The sequence below is a fragment of the Dactylosporangium sp. NPDC050588 genome (assembly GCF_040654975.1).
In the GTDB taxonomy this organism is placed as follows: domain Bacteria; phylum Actinomycetota; class Actinomycetes; order Mycobacteriales; family Micromonosporaceae; genus Dactylosporangium; species Dactylosporangium maewongense.
The window spans coordinates 86,646-104,101 of the sequence record NZ_JBFAJA010000028.1; the positions used below are offsets into that span (position 1 = coordinate 86,646).

17 protein-coding genes and 2 pseudogenes are annotated in these 17,456 nt (G+C 73.7%); 16 read left to right on the forward strand and 3 right to left on the reverse strand.

Translation table 11 applies throughout. The features are described from left to right. The first annotated feature begins 46 nt into the window (after positions 1-46). From AB0I21_RS21135 to AB0I21_RS21145, 3 genes are all read left to right on the forward strand, one after another. The gene (locus AB0I21_RS21135) at positions 47-568 is read left to right on the forward strand and encodes a PadR family transcriptional regulator (RefSeq protein WP_354891965.1); all 522 of its coding nucleotides are present in this window, start codon (positions 47-49) and stop codon (positions 566-568) included. A 189-nt stretch (positions 569-757) separates the two neighbouring features. Continuing rightward, positions 758-1,990: a glycoside hydrolase family 3 N-terminal domain-containing protein gene (locus AB0I21_RS21140; RefSeq protein WP_360563399.1), complete on the forward strand. Its 1,233-nt coding sequence runs from the start codon at positions 758-760 to the stop codon at positions 1,988-1,990. Positions 1,991-2,020: 30 nt separating this feature from the next. After that, positions 2,021-2,815: a DUF4184 family protein gene (locus tag AB0I21_RS21145; RefSeq protein WP_360563401.1), complete on the forward strand. Its 795-nt coding sequence runs from the start codon at positions 2,021-2,023 to the stop codon at positions 2,813-2,815. A 136-nt stretch (positions 2,816-2,951) separates the two neighbouring features. Here the strand turns inward: AB0I21_RS21145 and AB0I21_RS21150 are convergent, their stop codons facing one another. Beyond that, positions 2,952-5,153, reverse strand: coding sequence for an ATP-dependent RecD-like DNA helicase (locus AB0I21_RS21150; RefSeq protein ID WP_360563402.1), 2,202 nt, complete (start codon positions 5,151-5,153; stop codon positions 2,952-2,954). Between the two features lie 43 nt (positions 5,154-5,196). Then, complete coding sequence (locus AB0I21_RS21155) at positions 5,197-6,015, reverse strand: class I SAM-dependent methyltransferase (RefSeq protein ID WP_360563404.1); 819 nt, start codon at positions 6,013-6,015, stop codon at positions 5,197-5,199. 144 nt (positions 6,016-6,159) lie between these two features. Here AB0I21_RS21155 and AB0I21_RS21160 point away from each other — a divergent pair, with 144 nt between their 5' ends. The 10 genes and pseudogenes from AB0I21_RS21160 to AB0I21_RS21205 all read left to right on the forward strand — a co-directional run bounded on the left by AB0I21_RS21160 (position 6,160) and on the right by AB0I21_RS21205 (position 13,394). Continuing rightward, a complete protein-coding gene (locus tag AB0I21_RS21160) occupies positions 6,160-6,684 on the forward strand; it encodes a PadR family transcriptional regulator (protein WP_344510649.1) in 525 nt (174 codons plus the stop codon). Then, positions 6,681-7,352: an ABC transporter ATP-binding protein gene (locus AB0I21_RS21165; protein ID WP_360563405.1), complete on the forward strand. Its 672-nt coding sequence runs from the start codon at positions 6,681-6,683 to the stop codon at positions 7,350-7,352. Before AB0I21_RS21160 ends, AB0I21_RS21165 begins: the two co-directional genes overlap by 4 nt. Next, positions 7,349-9,505 carry an FtsX-like permease family protein gene (locus AB0I21_RS21170; RefSeq protein ID WP_360563407.1) on the forward strand — a complete coding sequence of 719 codons (2,157 nt, stop codon included), beginning with the start codon at positions 7,349-7,351 and terminating at the stop codon, positions 9,503-9,505. Before AB0I21_RS21165 ends, AB0I21_RS21170 begins: the two co-directional genes overlap by 4 nt. A gap of 59 nt (positions 9,506-9,564) precedes the next feature. Further along, positions 9,565-10,323, forward strand: coding sequence for a thioesterase family protein (locus AB0I21_RS21175; RefSeq protein WP_360563409.1), 759 nt, complete (start codon positions 9,565-9,567; stop codon positions 10,321-10,323). 45 nt (positions 10,324-10,368) lie between these two features. Further along, positions 10,369-10,581, forward strand: a pseudogene (locus AB0I21_RS21180) (helix-turn-helix domain-containing protein); the annotation flags it as partial. 73 nt (positions 10,582-10,654) lie between these two features. Beyond that, positions 10,655-11,155: a hypothetical protein gene (locus AB0I21_RS21185; protein WP_360563456.1), complete on the forward strand. Its 501-nt coding sequence runs from the start codon at positions 10,655-10,657 to the stop codon at positions 11,153-11,155. Positions 11,156-11,253: 98 nt separating this feature from the next. Then, positions 11,254-11,619: pseudogene (lexA, locus tag AB0I21_RS21190) on the forward strand (transcriptional repressor LexA); the annotation flags it as partial. Between the two features lie 634 nt (positions 11,620-12,253). Then, a complete protein-coding gene (locus tag AB0I21_RS21195) occupies positions 12,254-12,583 on the forward strand; it encodes a DUF1622 domain-containing protein (RefSeq protein WP_360563455.1) in 330 nt (109 codons plus the stop codon). After that, the gene (locus tag AB0I21_RS21200; RefSeq protein ID WP_360563411.1) at positions 12,580-12,849 is read left to right on the forward strand and encodes a hypothetical protein; all 270 of its coding nucleotides are present in this window, start codon (positions 12,580-12,582) and stop codon (positions 12,847-12,849) included. The genes AB0I21_RS21195 and AB0I21_RS21200 overlap by 4 nt, the downstream gene beginning before the upstream one ends. Before the next feature lie 44 nt (positions 12,850-12,893). Beyond that, entirely contained in the window at positions 12,894-13,394 is a 501-nt protein-coding gene (locus tag AB0I21_RS21205) for a hemerythrin domain-containing protein (protein WP_344510642.1), read from the forward strand. 81 nt (positions 13,395-13,475) lie between these two features. Here the strand turns inward: AB0I21_RS21205 and AB0I21_RS21210 are convergent, their stop codons facing one another. Continuing rightward, complete coding sequence (locus tag AB0I21_RS21210) at positions 13,476-14,702, reverse strand: MFS transporter (protein ID WP_360563413.1); 1,227 nt, start codon at positions 14,700-14,702, stop codon at positions 13,476-13,478. Positions 14,703-14,761: 59 nt separating this feature from the next. Here AB0I21_RS21210 and AB0I21_RS21215 point away from each other — a divergent pair, with 59 nt between their 5' ends. The 3 genes from AB0I21_RS21215 to AB0I21_RS21225 all read left to right on the forward strand — a co-directional run bounded on the left by AB0I21_RS21215 (position 14,762) and on the right by AB0I21_RS21225 (position 17,355). After that, complete coding sequence (locus tag AB0I21_RS21215) at positions 14,762-15,610, forward strand: Rieske 2Fe-2S domain-containing protein (RefSeq protein WP_360563415.1); 849 nt, start codon at positions 14,762-14,764, stop codon at positions 15,608-15,610. A gap of 36 nt (positions 15,611-15,646) precedes the next feature. After that, entirely contained in the window at positions 15,647-16,729 is a 1,083-nt protein-coding gene (locus tag AB0I21_RS21220; protein WP_360563417.1) for an NAD-dependent epimerase/dehydratase family protein, read from the forward strand. Positions 16,730-16,800: 71 nt separating this feature from the next. Beyond that, positions 16,801-17,355: a hypothetical protein gene (locus AB0I21_RS21225; protein ID WP_360563419.1), complete on the forward strand. Its 555-nt coding sequence runs from the start codon at positions 16,801-16,803 to the stop codon at positions 17,353-17,355. The last annotated feature ends 101 nt before the right edge of the window (positions 17,356-17,456 follow it).

The window sequence follows — 17,456 nt, forward strand, 5'->3', positions numbered from 1 at the left end:
TAACTTCTACGTCGTGTAGAAGTTCGGCGGGAGGTGCCTGGCATTGGTGCTCGACGACGTGCTGCTCGCCCTGCTGGGCGGCCGTGACAGCAGCGCGTGGGAGCTCATGCGGCGCCACGACGAGATCTTCGGCAGCGCCCGGCGGATGGACATCGTCCGCGTGATGGCGTCGGTGACGCGGCTGGAGCGGGCCGGCTTCCTGCGGGTCGACACCGCCGTCCCGGCCCGCATGGCCAGCAGCAACCGGCGCACCTGCTCGCTCACCGCCGCCGGGCGGCAGCGCCAGCGGACCTGGCTGTGCGCCCTGCCGCCGGACGTCAGCATCGAGGACGTGTACGTGCGGGGCATGCTCGCCGTGGAGTCCGCCGACGAGGCGACCTTCGACATGTTCATCCGCAGCGGGCTCGCCGTCACCCGCGCCCGCATGCACGCGCTCGCCGACGACGTGGCCGGCGCGGCCGCCGTGACCCGCGCGAAGGCCGCGTTCGAGCGGGAGACCGTCCGCGCCCTCGCTCTGTGGCTGCACCAGCTGCCCGACCACCGCCTGCCCCGCTCCGCCGCGGGCTGACCCACCTCCGACCGCCTGGCCGCCGGCCGCCTCGCTCCGCGTGCTGACCTACCTCCCGCCGTCTGGCTGTCGGTCGCCCTGCTCCGGCGGTCGGACCGGTCCGCCGCGGGCTGGCGGGGGGCGGCCGGTGCGGGCCGGGTAACGTCCATCGGGTCGGGCATCCTGCGAACCCCACGGACGGAGCGGCCCATGGCTCGCCATCGTGGCCGGATCGGCCCGTTCCCCAGGTGGACCCTCGCCGTGGCCGCCGTGGTGCTCGTCGCGGCCGGGGCGGCGCTGTGGTTCGTCGCGGCCGGTCGCGGTACACCGGCATCCGACGCACGCACGCCCGCTGGTGCCGGCACGCATGCCCCGGTGTCGCCGTCCGCCTCGCCGAGCGGTGACTGTGCCGCCGCGCTGGTCGCCAAGCTCACCCTGGAGCAGCAGGTCGGTCAGCTCCTTATGATCGGCACACCGATCGGGACGCCGCTCAACGCTGTCCAGGCGATTCAGCGGTACCAGCTGGGCGGCATCTTCCTGGCCGGCCGCAGCACGGCGTCGGCGGCGTCGCTGCGCCAGTCGATCGAGCAGCTGCAGGCGGCCGCGGCCAAGTCGGGGCTCGGCCTGCAGATCGGCGTCGACCAGGAGGGCGGGCAGGTCCAGACGTTGAAGGGCGCCGACTTCCCGGCCATCCCGTCCGCGGTCAACCAGGCCAAACTGGACGACGCGACGCTGAAGGCCAACACCGCCGAGTGGGTCGGCCGGCTCAAGGCCATCGGCGTCACCATCGACCTGGCTCCGGTCGCGGACGTCGTCCCGGCCTCCGTCGGCAAGGCCAACCCGCCGATCGGCGGCTTCGACCGCCAGTACGGCGCGACCCCCGAACCCGCCGCCGCCGACGTCGCCACCGTCGTGACCGCGATGCAGGGCGCCGGCGTGCTCGCTACGCTCAAGCACTTCCCGGGCCTCGGCCGCGTCCGCGTCAACACCGACACCTCCACCGGCGCCCGCGACGACATCACCACCGCCGACGACCCGGCCCTGCAGCCCTTCACCAGCGGCATCGCGGCCGGCTCGGCGGCGGTCATGATCTCCTCGGCGACGTACCCGAAGCTGGACCCGGCCAACATCGCCGCGTTCTCCGAGCCGATCGTCACCGGCCTGCTGCGCCAGAAGCTCGGCTTCGACGGCCTCGTGCTCTCCGACGACCTCGGCGCCGCCACCGCGGTCGCCTCAATCCCGCTCGGCCAGCGCGCCGTCCGCTTCATCAAGGCCGGCGGCGACGTGGCCCTGTCGGTGAAGCTGTCCGACGCCGGCCCGTGGACCGAGGCGCTCGTGACCGCCGCGAAGGGTGACCCCGCGTTCGCCGCCCGGGTGACCGAGTCCGCGACCCGGGTGGTCCGCGCCAAGCTCCGCGCCGGGCTGGCCCGCTGCGGCACCTGAACCGCCGCGGACCCGGCTACAGTCGCGATCATGCCGGCCACCTTCCCCTCGCACGCCGCCGCCGTCCTGCCGCTGAAGCTGTGGCGGCCCGCGTGGTTCGACGGGGTCGCCCTGGTCGTCGGCTCGGCCGCGCCCGACCTGCCGTACGCGATGCACTGCCACCCGCCGTTCACCAAGGGGCACACGTGGTGGGGCGTGCTGGCCTCGGTGCCCGTCACGACCGCGGCGACCCTGCTGGTGCGCCGGGCGGCACCGGAGGTCGCCGCGCACCTGCCGGGTCTCGGCCCGTTCGCCGTCCGTGACTACGGCGCCCTCACCAAGGCCCGGCACCCGTGGTGGGTCACGGCCGGCTCGGCACTCATCGGCGCCGCCAGCCACGTCGCGTGGGACCACCTGACCCACGACACGGTGACCGGCACCAGGGTCGGCCTGCCGCGCCTGGCCCGGGAGGTGCTGCCGGGGGTGCCGGCGTGGGTGCCGCTGCACCTGGCCTCCAGCGCGGTGGGCGCGGCGGCGTGGCTCGCCATGTCGGCGAGGCTGGGCCGCACCCGCCGGATCGCCGCGTGGCACGGCCCGGCGCCGCACGTCCAGCGGCGACCCGGGGCGTTCTGGGGCACCGCGGCGGCGGTCGGCGCGGCCGGCGCCGCGGCGGCCGCGCTCGCACCGCAGCCCCGCCGCCGGTACGTGCGCTTCCTGCCGGCCGTGCCCCAACCGGCGGTGGTCTCCGCGCGCCTCCTCGGCGTGACCGCGGCCGCCCTCATGACCGCCGCCGCCGTGCACCGCGCGATCACGGCAAGGCGACGCCCTGCCACCGAGCTCCACTGACCGCCCGGCACTCAGCACCGCCCCACGCCGAGTGGTGTGCCTGTTCGCCGTGTCCGCTGACCGCCGCCGCCGTCCCAGCACGACTGCCCGCCTGGTCTGGCCGCCCGGTCTGCCCCTCAACGCGCTCTCGGCGGGGTCAGGGGCTGAGGCGGTGGGTGAGGGCGGTGTGGCGGCCGCTGCCGACGGTGCGGACCGCGGCGGCGAGGGCGCGGCGTGAGCCGACCAGCACGACGAGGCGCTTGGCGCGGGTGACGGCGGTGTAGAGCAGGTTGCGTTGCAGCATCATCCAGGCGCTCGTGGTCAGCGGGATCACCACGGCGGGGTACTCGGAGCCCTGGGAGCGGTGGATGGTCATCGCGTACGCGTGCTGCAGCTCGTCGAGCTCGTCGAAGTCGTAGTCGATGGACTCGTCCTCGTCGGTGCGGACGGTGAGGGTCTGCTCGTCGGGGTCGAGGGCGGTGACGACGCCGAGGGTGCCGTTGAAGACGCCGGCCTGGCCCTTCTCGTAGTTGTTGCGGATCTGCGTGACCTTGTCGCCGACGCGGAACACCCGGCCGCCGGCGCGGCGCTCCGGCAGCCCGTCGCGGGACGGGGTGAGGCGCTCCTGCAACAGGGCGTTGAGCGCGCCGGCGCCCGCCGGGCCGCGGTGCATCGGGGCGAGGACCTGCACGTCGCGGCGCGGGTCGAGGCCGAACTTCGCCGGGATCCGGTGGTGCACCACGTCGACGGTGAGCTGCGCCGCGGCCTCGGTGTCGTCGCACGGGAAGAGGAAGAAGTCCCGCATGCCCTGCACGACCGGCGGCAGGCCGGCGTTGATCCGGTGCGCGTTGGTGACGACGCCGGAGTCGGCGGCCTGCCGGAAGACCTGCGTGAGGCGTACCCGCGGGACGGCCTGCGCATCGAGGACGTCGCGCAGCACGGCGCCGGCGCCGACGGACGGCAGCTGGTCGACGTCGCCGACGAGGAGCAGGTGCGCGCCGGGCGGCACCGCCTTGACCAGCTTGTTGGCGAGGATGAGGTCGAGCATGGACACCTCGTCCACGACGAGGAGGTCGACGTCGAGGGGGTTGTCCCGGTCGAAGCTGGCGTCGCCGCCGGGCTGGAGCTTCAGCAGCCGGTGTACCGTCGCGGCGGGCTGCCCGGTCAGCTCGGACAGGCGTTTGGCGGCCCGCCCGGTCGGGGCGACCAGCAGGATCTTCGCCTTCTTCGCGGCGGCGAGCTCGACGACCGACCGGACGGTGAAGCTCTTGCCGCAGCCCGGGCCGCCGGTGAGCACCGCGACCTTCGAGGTGAGCGCCAGCCGGACCGCCTGCTCCTGCTCGGGTGCCAGGTCGGCGCCGGTGCGTGAGCGAAGCCAGGCGAGCGCGCGGGTCCAGTCGACGCCGTGGAAGTGCGGCATCCGGTCGCCCCGCCCCCGCAGCAGGGTCAGCAGCGCGTTGGCCAGGGACTGCTCCGCGCGGTGGAACGGCACGAGGTACACGGCCGGCCCGTCGTTGCCGGGGACCGTCTCGCGCACCACCCCTTCCTCCGCGACGAGCTCGTCGAGGCAGCGGGTCGCGAGGTCCGCGGGCACGTCGAGGATCTTGGTGGCGTCGGCGACCAGCTGCGCGGCGGGCAGGAAGCAGTGCCCGTTGTCGGTGGCCTCGGAGAGGGTGTACTGGAGACCCGCCTTCACCCGCTCCGGGCTGTCGTGCGGGATGCCGACGGCCTGGGCGATCGCGTCGGCGGTCTTGAACCCGATGCCCCACACGTCGGTGGCCAGCCGGTAGGGCTCGGTCTTCACCACGTCGATGGACTTGTCGCCGTACTGCTTGTAGACGCGCACCGCGATCGACGTCGACACGCCGACGCCCTGGAGGAAGACCATCACCTCCTTGATGACCTTCTGCTCCTGCCACGCCGCGGTGATCTTCGCGGTGCGCTTCGGTCCCAGGCCGGGCACCTCGACGAGGCGCTCGGGGTGCTCCTCGATGACGGTGAGCGTGTCGAGGCCGAAGTGCTCGACGATGCGTTCGGCGAACACCGGGCCGATCCCCTTGATGAGCCCGGAGCCGAGGTAGCGGCGGATGCCCTGGATCGTGGCGGGCAGCACGGTGGTGTAGGAGACGACCTCGAACTGCCGCCCGTACTGCGGATGCGACGACCACCAGCCCCGCATCCGCAGGCTCTCGCCGGGCTGCGCCCCGAGCAGGGCCCCGACGACGGTCAGCAGGTCGGTGCCGCGCCCGGTGGCGACACGGGCGACGGTGTAGCCGGTCTCCTCGTTCGCGTACGTGAGCCGCTCGAGGACCGCCTCGAGGACTTGCGGCGCCGGGCGGGAGGCGGCGGGTGGCGGCACGCGCACCATGGTGCCCTCGCCGCCACCGTCCTGGCAATCCGGCTCAGCGGGGCAGGCGGCGCGCCACGTAGACGACGTTCACCGCGTACCGGTCGGTGCCGGGCAGCACGCTCGCCGCCGAGTCGACGCCCCGCGCGATCCGGTCGAGCCCGCGCCGCTCGTACCAACCCTGGGTCAGCATCGAGAAGCCGCGCCGCTCCACGGTCTCGAACCCGTGCCTGGCCAGCAGCCGGTCGACGTCGTCGTGCGACAGCTCGGCGAACCATCGCTGCCCCCGCAGCCGGTGCGCCCGCAGGTGCCGCAGCGAGTTGGCGTTGCCGTGGTTCTCGATGACGAGCAGTCCGGCGTCGGGGTCGGGCAGGGCCTTGGCCGCGAACGCGAGGGCCCGGTCGCGGACGGTGTCGTCGGCGTTGAGCAGCAGCCGGAACACGGTGACGAGCGCCGGTCCGTCCGCCGGTGCGGGCTGCGGCACGGGGCCGCCGGCCGGGATCGCGTGCAGCTGCGCCCGGGTGCCGACCTCGGCCGCCTTGGCGAGCATGTCGGTGGACGTGTCGTAGCCGTGGGCCTCCCGGACGAGCCCGTGCAGGCTGCGGATCGCCCGGCCGGTGCCGCAGGCGAAGTCGTGCTGGACCGGTCGCTGGTCCGGTCGCTGGTCCGGTCGCTGGTCCGGTCGCTGGTCCGGTCGCTGGTCCGGTCGCTGGTCCGGTCGCTGGTTCGGGAACGACCGCCGGACGAGGGCCCGCAGGTACGCCCGCTGCCGCTCGTTGATCCGCGACGCGTAGCTGCCGGGTGCGTAGGTGACGTGCTCGTACTTGTCGACCGCGCCGGTGTGCTGGAACACCCGCGCGTAGTTCGTGTCCAAAGCTGATCCCCGTTCAGTTGTGCCGCCCTACCCAGGCCAACCGCGCCATGACGGATCGGATACGGCTAGCTACGGTCCGCAATCTTTTGAGACCTACGCCGAGGGTATATACGCGGCGTATACCCTCAGCGTATGGTGATCGGCATGAGCGTTCCCCTCACGCTGCTCGGGCTCCTGGAGCGCGAGCCCAGCCACGGCTATGACCTCAAGCGCGACTACGACACCTTCTTCGGCCGCGGCAAGCCGCTGTCGTTCGGGCAGGTCTACGCGACCCTCGGCCGCCTCGCCCGCGACGGCAAGGTCGTCATCAGCGACGTCGAGCCGGGGGAGGGGCCCGACCGGAAGCGGTATGTCATCACCGACGCCGGCGCCACCGAGGTCGACGCGTGGCTCGCCGAGCCCGTCGAGCCCGAGCCGCACCTGCAGACGGTGCTGTTCGCCAAGGTCGTGCTGTCGCTGATGCTGGGCCGCTCCGCCGAGGACTACCTGGACATGCAGCGCAGCGCCCACCTGCGCCGCATGCAGCAGCTGACCGAGATCAAGCGCGCCGGCAACCTCGTCGACGCGATGCTCGCCGACCACGGCCTGTACCACCTCGAGGCCGACCTGCACTGGATCGAGACGACGGTCGCTCGTCTCGACGCACTCACGAAAGAGGTCCGTCGATGATCGAGGCCCGTGATGTACGGCTGTCGTTCGGCCAGACACCGGCGCTGCGCGGCGCCACCCTCGCCGTCGAAGAGGGCGAGATCGTCGCCGTGATGGGCCCCAGCGGCTCCGGCAAGTCGACGCTGCTGCACTGCCTCGCCGGCATCCTCGTCCCCGACGAGGGCGAGATCCACTTCGACGGCGCCCGCATCGACCGGCTCGACGAGACCCGCCGCAGCACCCTGCGCCGCGACCGGTTCGGGTTCGTGTTCCAGTTCGGCCAGCTCGTGCCGGAGCTGACCGCCGAGGACAACATCGCCCTGCCGCTGCTGCTCGGCGGCGCCCGCCGCGCCGACGCCGTCGCGCAGGCCCGGCCCTGGTTCGCCCGGCTCGGCCTGGAAGGCCTCGAGCAGCGCCGCTCCGGCGAGCTGTCCGGCGGCCAGGCGCAGCGCATCGCCCTCGCCCGGGCGCTGGTCGCCAAGCCCCGCGTCCTGTTCGCCGACGAGCCGACGGGCTCCCTCGACTCGCTCACCGGAGAGCAGGTCATGGACCTCATGGTCGACTCCGCCCGGGCGCAGGGCACGACCGTCGTCCTCGTCACCCACGAGGCCCGGGTCGCGGCGTACGCCGACCGTCAGGTCGTCGTCCGCGACGGCCGCGTCCACGCCCTCGCCAGGAGCGCGTCGTGATCCGGTTCGGGCTGCGCCTCACTCTCGCGAGCGGCCGCGAGGCCGCGATCAGGCTCGCCGTCATGGCCGGCGCGGTCGCGCTCGGTGTGTGGCTGCTGCTGAGCACCCTCGCCGGCGTCAACGCGGTCGACGGGCAGGTCGCCAGGCTGGCCGCCCTCGGCGCGCAGATCCCGGCCGACGACGGCCCGCTGTGGTGGGTCGAGCGCGGCGGCGAGTTCTTCGACGGCCGGTCCATCTCCAGGATCGACGTCGCCGCGCTCACCACCGGTGCGCCCGTCCCCAGGGGTCTGCCGCGCCTGCCCGGGCCGGGGGAGTACTACGTCTCGCCGGCCCTCGCCGACCTGATCGACTCGACCCCCGCCGACCAGCTCGGCGACCGTTACCCCGGCCGGCGGGCGGGCCTCATCGGCGACGCCGCGCTGCCATCGCCGGGCAGTCTCACGGTCGTCGTCGGCGGCACTCCTGAGTTTGTTTCGCAGCTGTACAGCGCCCGCCGCGTCAGCGGGTTCCCCACCGACCCGACCGGACTTCCCGTCGCCGCGCTCGACCTGATCCTGTCCGTCGTCGCCGGCGGGCTGCTCTTCCCGGTGCTCATCTTCATCGGCACCGCGACCCGGCTCAGCGCCGCCCGGCGGGAGCAGCGCTTCGCCGCGATGCGCCTCATCGGCGGCACGCCCAGGCAGATCTCCGTCGTCGCCGCCGTCGAGTCGACCGTCGCGGCGCTGCTCGGCACCGCCGCCGGGTTCGCGCTGTACCTCGCGCTGCGCGAACAGATCGCCGGGATCCCGTTCACCGGCCTGCCGTTCCAGCCTGACGACGTGACCCTCGGCCCACTGATGACCGTGGCGGTCGCGCTCGGCGTGCCCGTCGCCGCCGCGGTCGCCGCCCGGGTGGCGCTGCGCCGGGTCCGCATCTCCCCGCTCGGCGTCGTGCGCCGCGTCACGCCGAAGCCGCCCCGCTGGTTCCGCCTGCTCCCGCTGCTGCTCGGCATCGGCGAGCTCGCGTTCTTCATCGGCCGGGTGCCGGACAGCTCCAACCAGCAGGTCGCGGTCTTCCTGCCCGGGCTGCTGCTCATCATGGTCGGCCTGGTGATCGCCGGGCCGTGGCTGACGATGGTCGGCGCCCGGGTGCTCGCCCGCCGGGCGCAGCGGCCCGCGACCCTCATCGCCGCCCGTCGCCTGAGCGACAACCCGTCGGCCGCCTTCCGGGCGATCAGCGGCGTCGTCATCGGCCTCTTCGTCACCACCACGTCCGTCGGCATCATCCACACCATTTCCGAGGAGCGCGGCCGGCACGTCGACGCGCTCGCCGCCGCCACGCTGGTCACGAGGTTCGAACGCAACCCACAGAGCATCCCCGCGCCGGTCCTCGCCTCCGTGACAACCCTGCCCGGGGTCCGCTCCGTCACGGTCGTGCGGGGCAACCCCGAGCGCGACGGCGACTACGCCGGCTTCGCCCTGTGCGCCGACCTCGCCCGGGCGCCCGAATACGGCCGCTGCGCCGACGGGGCGACGGTCGCCTGGGTCCACGAGGACCTGCTGGGGTGGCGCACCAAGCACGGCGCCGGCATCGTCTGGCCGGCGGCGCCCCTGACCGAGGAGCAGCTGGCCGCGCTGCCCGTGGAGGCGGTCGTCACCAGTACCGACGGCGCCACCGCCACCCTCGAGCGGGCCCGCACCGCGCTGGAGCGGGCGTTCCCCGACCTGCAGGTCCAGCCGGTCACCGAACGGGACCGTGCCGAGGACCAGAACTCGCAGCTGGCCGGCTTCGAGCAGCTCGCCGCCGTGATCATCTTCGCGAGCCTGCCGATCGCCGGGTGCAGCCTCGCGGTCGCCGTCATCGCCGGTCTCACCGATCGCAAACGGCCATTCAGCCTGCTGCGGCTCACGGGTGTACCGCTGGCGGTGCTGCGACGGGTCGTCGCCCTGGAGAGCGCGGTGCCGTTGCTGGCCGCCGCCGCCCTCGCGATCGGGGCCGGGCTGCTGGGCGCGCAACTGTTCCTGAAGGCGCAGATGGACTACACGCTGCACCCGCCGTCACCGACCTACGCCGCGATCGTCGCCGGTGCGCTGCTGATGTCCCTGGCCATCATCGCCGCGACGTTCCCGCTGCTGCGGCGCATCACCGGCCCGGAGACCGCCCGGAGCGAGTGAGCCCCCATGTCGCTGCGCCGCTCGCAAGCCGACGGCAGGCGTCGATCTACGATGTCCCGATGGCGTTCTACCTTCCGCTGGGCTCCGGCCGGTTCGCTTCGACAGCACACACGCGAGGGCCGTGGGACGCGGGATCGCAGCACGCCGGGCCGCCGGCGGCGCTGCTCGGCCGGGCGGTGGAGCAGGTTGCGCCGCCCGGCATGCGGGTCGCCCGGATGACCTTCGAGATCGCCAAGCCGGTCCCGATCGCGGAACTGTCCGTGGAGGCGCGGATCGTCCGGCAGGGCCGCAGTGTCGCGCTCGTCGAGGCGGCGATCGAGCCGTACATGCGCTGCACCGCGCTGCTGATCCGCGCGGGGGCGGACGTGGTGCCCGCCGCGGTCCCGCCCCCGACCGTCCACCTCGACGGCGCCACCGTCAAGCCGCTCTACCCGACGACCCACGACGTCGGCTACCACACGGCGATGGACTTCCGCTTCTCCGAGGGCTCGTTCCTGGAACGCGGCCCGGCGACCGCCTGGCTGCGCATGAACGAGTCCCTTGTGGACGGTGAGGAGCCCAGCCCGCTGACCCGCGTCCTGGTCGCCGCCGACTCGGGCAACGGGATCAGCAACGAGCTGGAGCTGCGCAGCTTCCTCTTCGTCAACGCCGACCTGACCGTACATCTGCTGCGGCACCCGATCGGGGAGTGGGTGTGCCTGCGCTCGGCCACCTCCATCGACCCCGCGGGCATCGGCCTCGCCGACACCGCCCTGCACGACCAGCATGGCCCCATCGGCCGATCGGTCCAGAGCCTTTTTGTCGCACCCCGTCGGTAGGGTGATTCTCGTACAGGTGATCGAATATTGGCGTATGGTGATCGCATGGTGGACAGTGGACTCAGTGACCGGCAGCAGCGCGTTCTGACCGTGATCCGCGGCTGGGTCGAGGAGCACGGCTATCCACCCACGGTGCGCGAGATCGGCGCGGCCGTCGGCCTGGTCTCGACGTCGTCGGTGTCGCACCATCTCAAGTCGCTGGAGCGCCTCGGTTATCTGCGCCGCGACGGCCGCTGGCCCCGGGCGATGGACGCCAGGGAGGGCGTGCGCGCCGAGTCGGGCGACGCTCAGCCCGGCGCCGGATCCGGTGCCGCGGGCGGGGTCGGGCCGGGTGTCGACGGCGGCGGTCGCGCTGGGGCGGGCCGTGGTGATGGTGGCGCTGAGGTCCGGCTCGGTCCTTGGCCCGGGGTCGCGGGCGATGCGCGATCCGGTGCTCGTGGCGACGACGGTGCCGGGGCTCGCGGTGCTGACGGTGCCGGGATCGGCGGTGCCGGGGTTCGTGGCACTGGCGGTGCCCGGGCTGGCGGGGCCGGGGTCGGCGGTGCTGGCGGTGTCGAGGTTCGTGGCGCTGGCGGGGCCGGGGTTGGCGGGGCCGGGGTTGGCGGTGCTGGCAGGGCCGGGGTTGGCGGTGCTGGCGGGGCTGGGGTTCGGCTCGGCCCTTGGGCTGGGCTCGCGGGTGACGTGCGGTCCGGTGCTCGCGGTGATGACGGTGTCGGGGGCCGCCGCAGTGACGCTGACGTTCGGCTCGGTCCCTGGGCCGGGGTGGCGGATGACCTCCGATCCGGGGCCCGGAGCGACAATCGTGCTGAGGGTGGCCAAGTTGACGACGTGACCGGCATCCGGACTGGGGGTCAGACCCGGGCCAGATCCGGCGGGCGGGCCGGTGCCCATGGCGCGTCGGGCACCATCCACCGTGACGCCGGGGTCAGCGTGCCGGTGCTCGGTGCGATCGCCGCCGGTCAGCCGATCCTCGCCGAGGAGCAGGCCGACGACGAGCTGACCCTGCCGTCCTCGCTCGTCGGTCACGGCAGCCTGTTCGCCCTCCGGGTCAAGGGCGACTCGATGATCGAGGCCGCCATCTGCGACGGCGACTTCGTCGTGGTCCGCCGCCAGCCGGTCGCCGACAACGGCGACATCGTCGCCGCGATGATCGACGGCGAGGCCACCGTCAAGGTCTACCGCCGCCGCGACGACGGTCATGTCGACCTCATGCCACGCAACCCTGCGTACGACATCATCCCGGGCGACGAGGCCACCATCCTCGGCCGCGTCGTCAGCGTGCTGCGCCGCCTCTGACCCCCTCCGTCCCCGGCGCCGCCGTCCGGCCCATGGCGGCGGCCCGTGTGCGCGGCCCGTGTCGGCGGGCAGCGTCTCGGCGTCGCCCAGGGCGTGTCCTGGCTGGACCATGTCCGCATGCGTCCGCCTGGACCTGCCTTGGGCGCGCGACCGCCGACGGAGCCCCGGGTTGCGTCCTGGCCAGGCCGTGTCCGCATGCGTCCGCCGGGGCCTGCTTGGGCACGCGACCGCCGGCAGAGTCCCGGGTCGTGTCCCCAGGATCTGGGGTGTTCGGGTCGTGTCGTGGCTGGGCCGTGTCCGCATGTGTCCGCCGGGGCCTGCTTTTGGGCGCGCGACCGCCGACGGAGTCCCGGGTCGTGTCCCCAGGATCTGGTGTTCGGGTCGTGTTGCCGATCGGTGATCCGCGGTGTGTCCACAGCGTGTGTGGTCTGGATTGTTGCCAGGCTGTGTCGGCAGACAGTGCTGTCCGGCAGTGGTTCCAGGCGGTGTCCGAAGGGGTGCTGTCCGGGTTGTGCTCCCCTGCGTCGGGGCCGCTGGGGCGTGGGTGGCGGTGGTTGTGTGGCGGTGGGGTGGGCAGAAGGGGCGGGTGGAGCTGGAGTTCGGCAAGGCGGGGCTGTCGGGTGTGGTCGACCTGATGGTGCGGGTGGTGGAGGCGGCCGGCGCGGTGGTCATCTTCGTCGGGGCGGTGGTGGCGTTCGTGCGGTTCGTGGTGGTGGCCGTGCGGACTCGGCGGGTTGAAGGGTTCACGCAGGTCAGGCTGGGGCTGGGGAGGTTTCTGGCGTTGGGGCTGGAGTTTCAGCTCGCCGGGGACATCCTGCGGACGGCGGTCGCTCCGACGCTGCGGGAGATCGGGGAGCTTGCCGCCGTCGCGGCGATCCGGACGGGGCTGAACTACTTCCTCGGCCGCGAGATCAAGGAGGAGCGGGAGGAACTGGCCCGGGGGAAGGACGCGGCCGCGCCGTGATGCGGGTGCTGGTGGAGTACGCGGCGCTGGGGTGTGTCGCGGCGGGGCTGGTTGCGGGGTGGGTGACGTTCGCGCTCGGGCGGGACCTGCGGGGCGCGCTGAGGGTGGCGCTGGACTTCTGGCTCGCGGGCGGGATGCTGCGGCTCTCCGTCAGCACGGACTGGCGGCCGCTCGCGGCCGCGGCGGCGATCCTCGTGGTCCGGAAGCTGCTCGTGGTGTCGGTGGGGCGGTCCCAACAGCGTTTGCGGAGGTACAAAGAAGGGTAGCCATAACGGCATACACCCAGGCATTTCCACGTTTGGAGGGGCTCGTGTCGACCGACGCGATCGTTGTGCTCAAAGAGGACCACAAGACCGTCAAGCGGCTCTTCAAGGAGTTCCAGTCGGTGGGGGACGCGGCGAAGCGGCGCAAGGCCGAGATCGTCGGCAAGATCCTGGAGGAGCTGACCGTCCACACGTACCTCGAGAACGAGGTCATGTACCCGGAGGTCCGCAAGCTGCTGCCGGACGTCGAGGACGACGTGCTGGAGTCGTACGAGGAGCATCACGTCGCGGACGTGCTGTGCTTCGAGCTCGCCACGATGAGCCCGGACGACGAGCACTTCGACGCGAAGGTGACGGTGCTCATCGAGAGCGTGACGCACCACATCGACGAGGAGGAGCAGGAGTGGTTCCCGAAGGTCCGGGCGGGCCTCGGTCGCAATCAGCTGCAGGAGATCGGCGCCCGCATGGAGGAGCTGCGGCCCAGCGCGCCGAAGAAGCCGACCCAGCCGAAGGCGTTGAAGAAGGCGCTCGACGCGATGACCGCCTGACGGCGAAGACACCCCCGCGCCCCGCACCGGCCCCGGCCGGCCGCGGGGCGCGCGTCGTCTCAAAACGCCGGCACTCAGACCTCACGAGGCCGGCACCAGGGCGGGCAACCTCGGCAGGAGCAGCAGGGCGAGCGCGGCCGTGGCGACGGTGACGGTGCTGGCGAGGACGGCCAGGGTGGTGAGGCCGGCGGCCTGGGCGAGCGCCGGGCCGGCGACCGCGCCGACCAGCGTGGCGAGGGCCTCGCCGCTGAGGAAGACGGCGCTCACCCGGCCGAGGACGGCGTTGGGGAGGGTGCGCTGCACCGTGGTCTGCGGCACCGCCCAGGTCATCGAGCCGGAGACCCCGATGCCGACGGCGGCGGGCAGCGCGACGGGCAGGCCGTCGGCGGTGAACAGCGCCAGGAAACCGGCACCGGTGCACAGCAGGCTCACGGCGTACAGATGCCGCGGCTGGACCCGGTCGACCAGCAGCCTGATGAGCGGGGCGCCGAGCAGGAACCCGGCCCCGAGCGCCGAGACGACCAGGCCGGCCTGGCGGGGGCCGCCGAGTTCGGTGACGCCGAGCGGGACGAGCAGGGCGCTGAGGGAGCCGTTGGCGAGGGTGAAGAGCGTGCTGACGACCAGCAGCCACCGGGTCATCCGGTCGCCGCGGATGGTGCGCAGGCCGTGCCGCAGCTCCTCGCGGATCGCCGCGACCGTCGTCCGGGACGCCCGCGCGCCGGGGTGGCGGGTGGTGAGGAAGATGGCCAGGGCCGAGCACAGGTAGGTGGCGACGTCGGCCCAGATGAGCACGGGGAAGCCGTAGGCCAGGAGCAGGACGGCGCCGAGCGGGGCGCCGACGAGCCGGACGACGCCGTCGGTGCCGGCGGTGAGCGCGTTGGCGCTGCTGAGGCGGGTGCCGGTGCCGACGACGGCGGGCGTGTACGCCTGTGCGGCCGGGCGGAACAGGACCGAGCCGGTGCTCTCGGCGGCGAGGGCGGCGTAGACGATCCACACGGTGCCGGGGGAGTCGGCGAGGAGCATCGTGGCGACCGCCGCGGCGCGGACCACGTCGGTGGTGAGCATGACCCGGCGGCGGTCCCAGCGGTCGCTGAGCACCCCGGCGAGCGGACCGAGCAGCAGCACCGGCAGGTACTCCGCGGCGAGGGTGAGACCGGTGGCCATGAGCGAGCCGGTGATCTGCAGGACGTGCGCGGGGACGGCGACGGTCAGCAGCCAGCTGCCGAGCAGGCTGACGAACCGGCCCGTCCACAGCAGCCTGAAGTCCCGCACCCGCAGCGCCGCGGGCAGCCCGGGCAGCTTCGGCATCCGTCGATCCTTGCACGGGTGCGGTGTTTCGGCGGACCCGTGCCGGGCATGGGACCCGCATGCGTGTGCTGGCCAGGCTGGAGAACGCCCGTTGGCTCGACCGGATCGGTGACGCCGTCCGGCGGGTCGTGCTCGCCACGGTGGGCAAGGGGCCGGTCGGCGAGGCACTGCACGGGCGGCAGCTGGGGCATCCGGCGCACCCGGCGATGGTGCAGCTCCCGGTCGGCGCGTGGATGAGCGCGGCCGTGCTCGACCTGCTGCCCGGCACCGAGCCCGCCGCGACCGCGCTGCTCGTCGCCGGCACCGCCGGGACGCTGCCGTCGGTCGCGACCGGCGCCGCCGACTTCGGCACCCTGTCGCGGGAGCAGCGCCGGGTCGCGCTGGTGCACGCGGCCGCGAACACCGTCGCGGTCGGCCTGTTCACCGCGTCGATCGTGGCGCGACTGTGCGGCGAGCACCGGCGCGGGCGGGCGCTGTCGTTCGCGGGGCTGGGCGTCGCCGGGACGAGCGCGTATCTCGGCGGGCACCTGGCGTTCGCCCAGGCGGCCGGGGTCAACCACGCGGCTGCGGCGTTGCCTCGTGTACCGCGGGAGTGGCGCACCGTCGACTCGGTGGACAGCTTCGCGGACCGGAAGGTCGGCACGAGGGCGTTCGGCGACACGACCGTGCTCGTGTACCGGGAGAGCGACCGCTTCAGCGTGATGGTGGGCGAGTGCGCGCACCGGGGCGGCCCGCTGACCGACGGGCGCACCGTCGACGTCGACGGGCAGGTGTGCGTCCAGTGCCCATGGCACGGCAGCGTGTTCGCGCTCGCCGACGGGCACGCCGTGCACGGGCCGGCGGGCTCCGACCAGGTCCTGCTGCGCACCCGGGTCCGCGGCGGCCTGCTGGAGGCGGCCCGGCCGTAAGCGGGAGGCGGCACTTCGACATAGGGGGAGCACGGCATGCGCATCGTCATCGTCGGCGCCACCGGCAACGCCGGGACCGCGTTGCTGCGCCGCCTGCACCAGGACGGCACGCACGACCTCGCCGGCGTGGCCCGCCGGCTGCCGGGGCCGGCTGCGGGCGCACCGTACACCGGCGTCGACTGGTACCGGTGCGACATCGGCGCGAAGGGCGCCACGCACCGGCTCGAGCCGGTGTTCGCCGACGCCGACGCGGTCGTGCACCTCGCCTGGCAGATCCAGCCGAGCCACGACCGCCAGGTGCTGCGCCGCACCAACGTCGACGGCAGCCGGGCCGTCATCGGCGCCGCCGTCCGGGCGGGCGTGCCCGCGCTCGTCGTCGCCTCGTCCGTCGGCGTCTACGCGCCCGGGTCGAAGGACCGCCTCGTCGGCGAGGACTGGCCGAAGACCGGGGTGGCGGCGTCGTCGTACAGCCGGGACAAGGTCGTCGTCGAAGGCATGCTCGACACCGTCGAGCGCACCGACCCGTGGCTGCGGATCGTGCGGGTGCGGCCCGGCCTGATCTTCCAGCGGGACGCCGGCACCGAGATCGCCCGGTACTTCCTCGGCCCGCTCGCGCCGACCCGCCTGCTGCGCTTCGGCCGGCTGCCGATCGTGCCGGACAACCCGCGGCTGCGGCTGCAGGCGGTCCACGCCGACGACGTCGCCGACGCGTACGCGCGGGCGCTCACCTCGGACGTTCGCGGCGCGTTCAACCTCGCGACGGACCCGGTCCTGACCCCGCGGGTCGCCGCCGAGCACTTCCACGGCCGGACGGTGCCGGTGCCGGGCGTGCTGCTGCGGGGCGGCGCCGCGCTCTCCTGGTGGCTGCGCCTGCAACCCGTCGACGCGGGCTGGGTGCAGCTGGCCCTGAGCGCACCGCTGATGTCGAGCGAGCGGGCCACCACCGAGCTCGGCTGGCACCCGTCGGTCGACGCGGTCGCGGCGCTGCGCGAGCTGGTCGACGGCATGGCGGCCAGGGCGCACACGAAGAGCCCGCCGATGTCCGCCGGCCGCCTGCTTCCGGGCCGCACCGGCGGCCTGCTCCGGGGCCGGCTGCCGGGGACCGGCAACCCGTACTGAACCCGCGGGAACCACCGCCGGCGCCGAGCCGTCAGAACGGCATGAGGAGCAGCAGGCAGGTCATGGGGGCGATGCTCGGACTTCTGTTGGTGGCGGCGGGCTGCGCCCGGCAGGTGCCGCCGGATCTCGTGGCGGGGGCGCCCGCACCGACACAGGCGGGGTCACCGGCGGGGACGCCGGCCGGCGACATCGCGGTGCAGGTGCTGCGGCGGTATCTCGGCACGCCTTCGGAGAACTCGTTCCCCGAGCGGGCGTTCCCGACGGTGTATGTCATGGACCACACGTTCGGCGACGCCGCCGACCCGAGCGGGAAGCAGGCCGGCGGCGTGCCGATCCCGGCCGCGACCCAGCAGCGGATCGCCGAGGCGCTGGCGCCGGCGACGAAGGTCCTGTTCGTCGCCGACCGCGACACCGTGCTCGAGCACAAGGAGAGCTGCGCGCGGGTCAAGGACGACGCGATCCTGATCACGCTGGGCCCGCCGGTCGGGGACGCGCGCAGGGTCACCGTCGGCGTCAACGGGTTCGTCGCCTGCCTCGGCGCGACCTGGCTGACCTACGTCGTGCAGTACCAGAGCGGCGACGGCTGGCGGGTCACCGGGACGACCGGGTCGATGAGCATCGCCTGAGGCGCGAGCCGTCAGACGTGGAACTGGCCGGCCAGCGACTGCAGCTCGGCGGCGAGCCGGGCCAGGTCGTGGGTGGCGGTGCGGACCTCCGTCACGCCGCG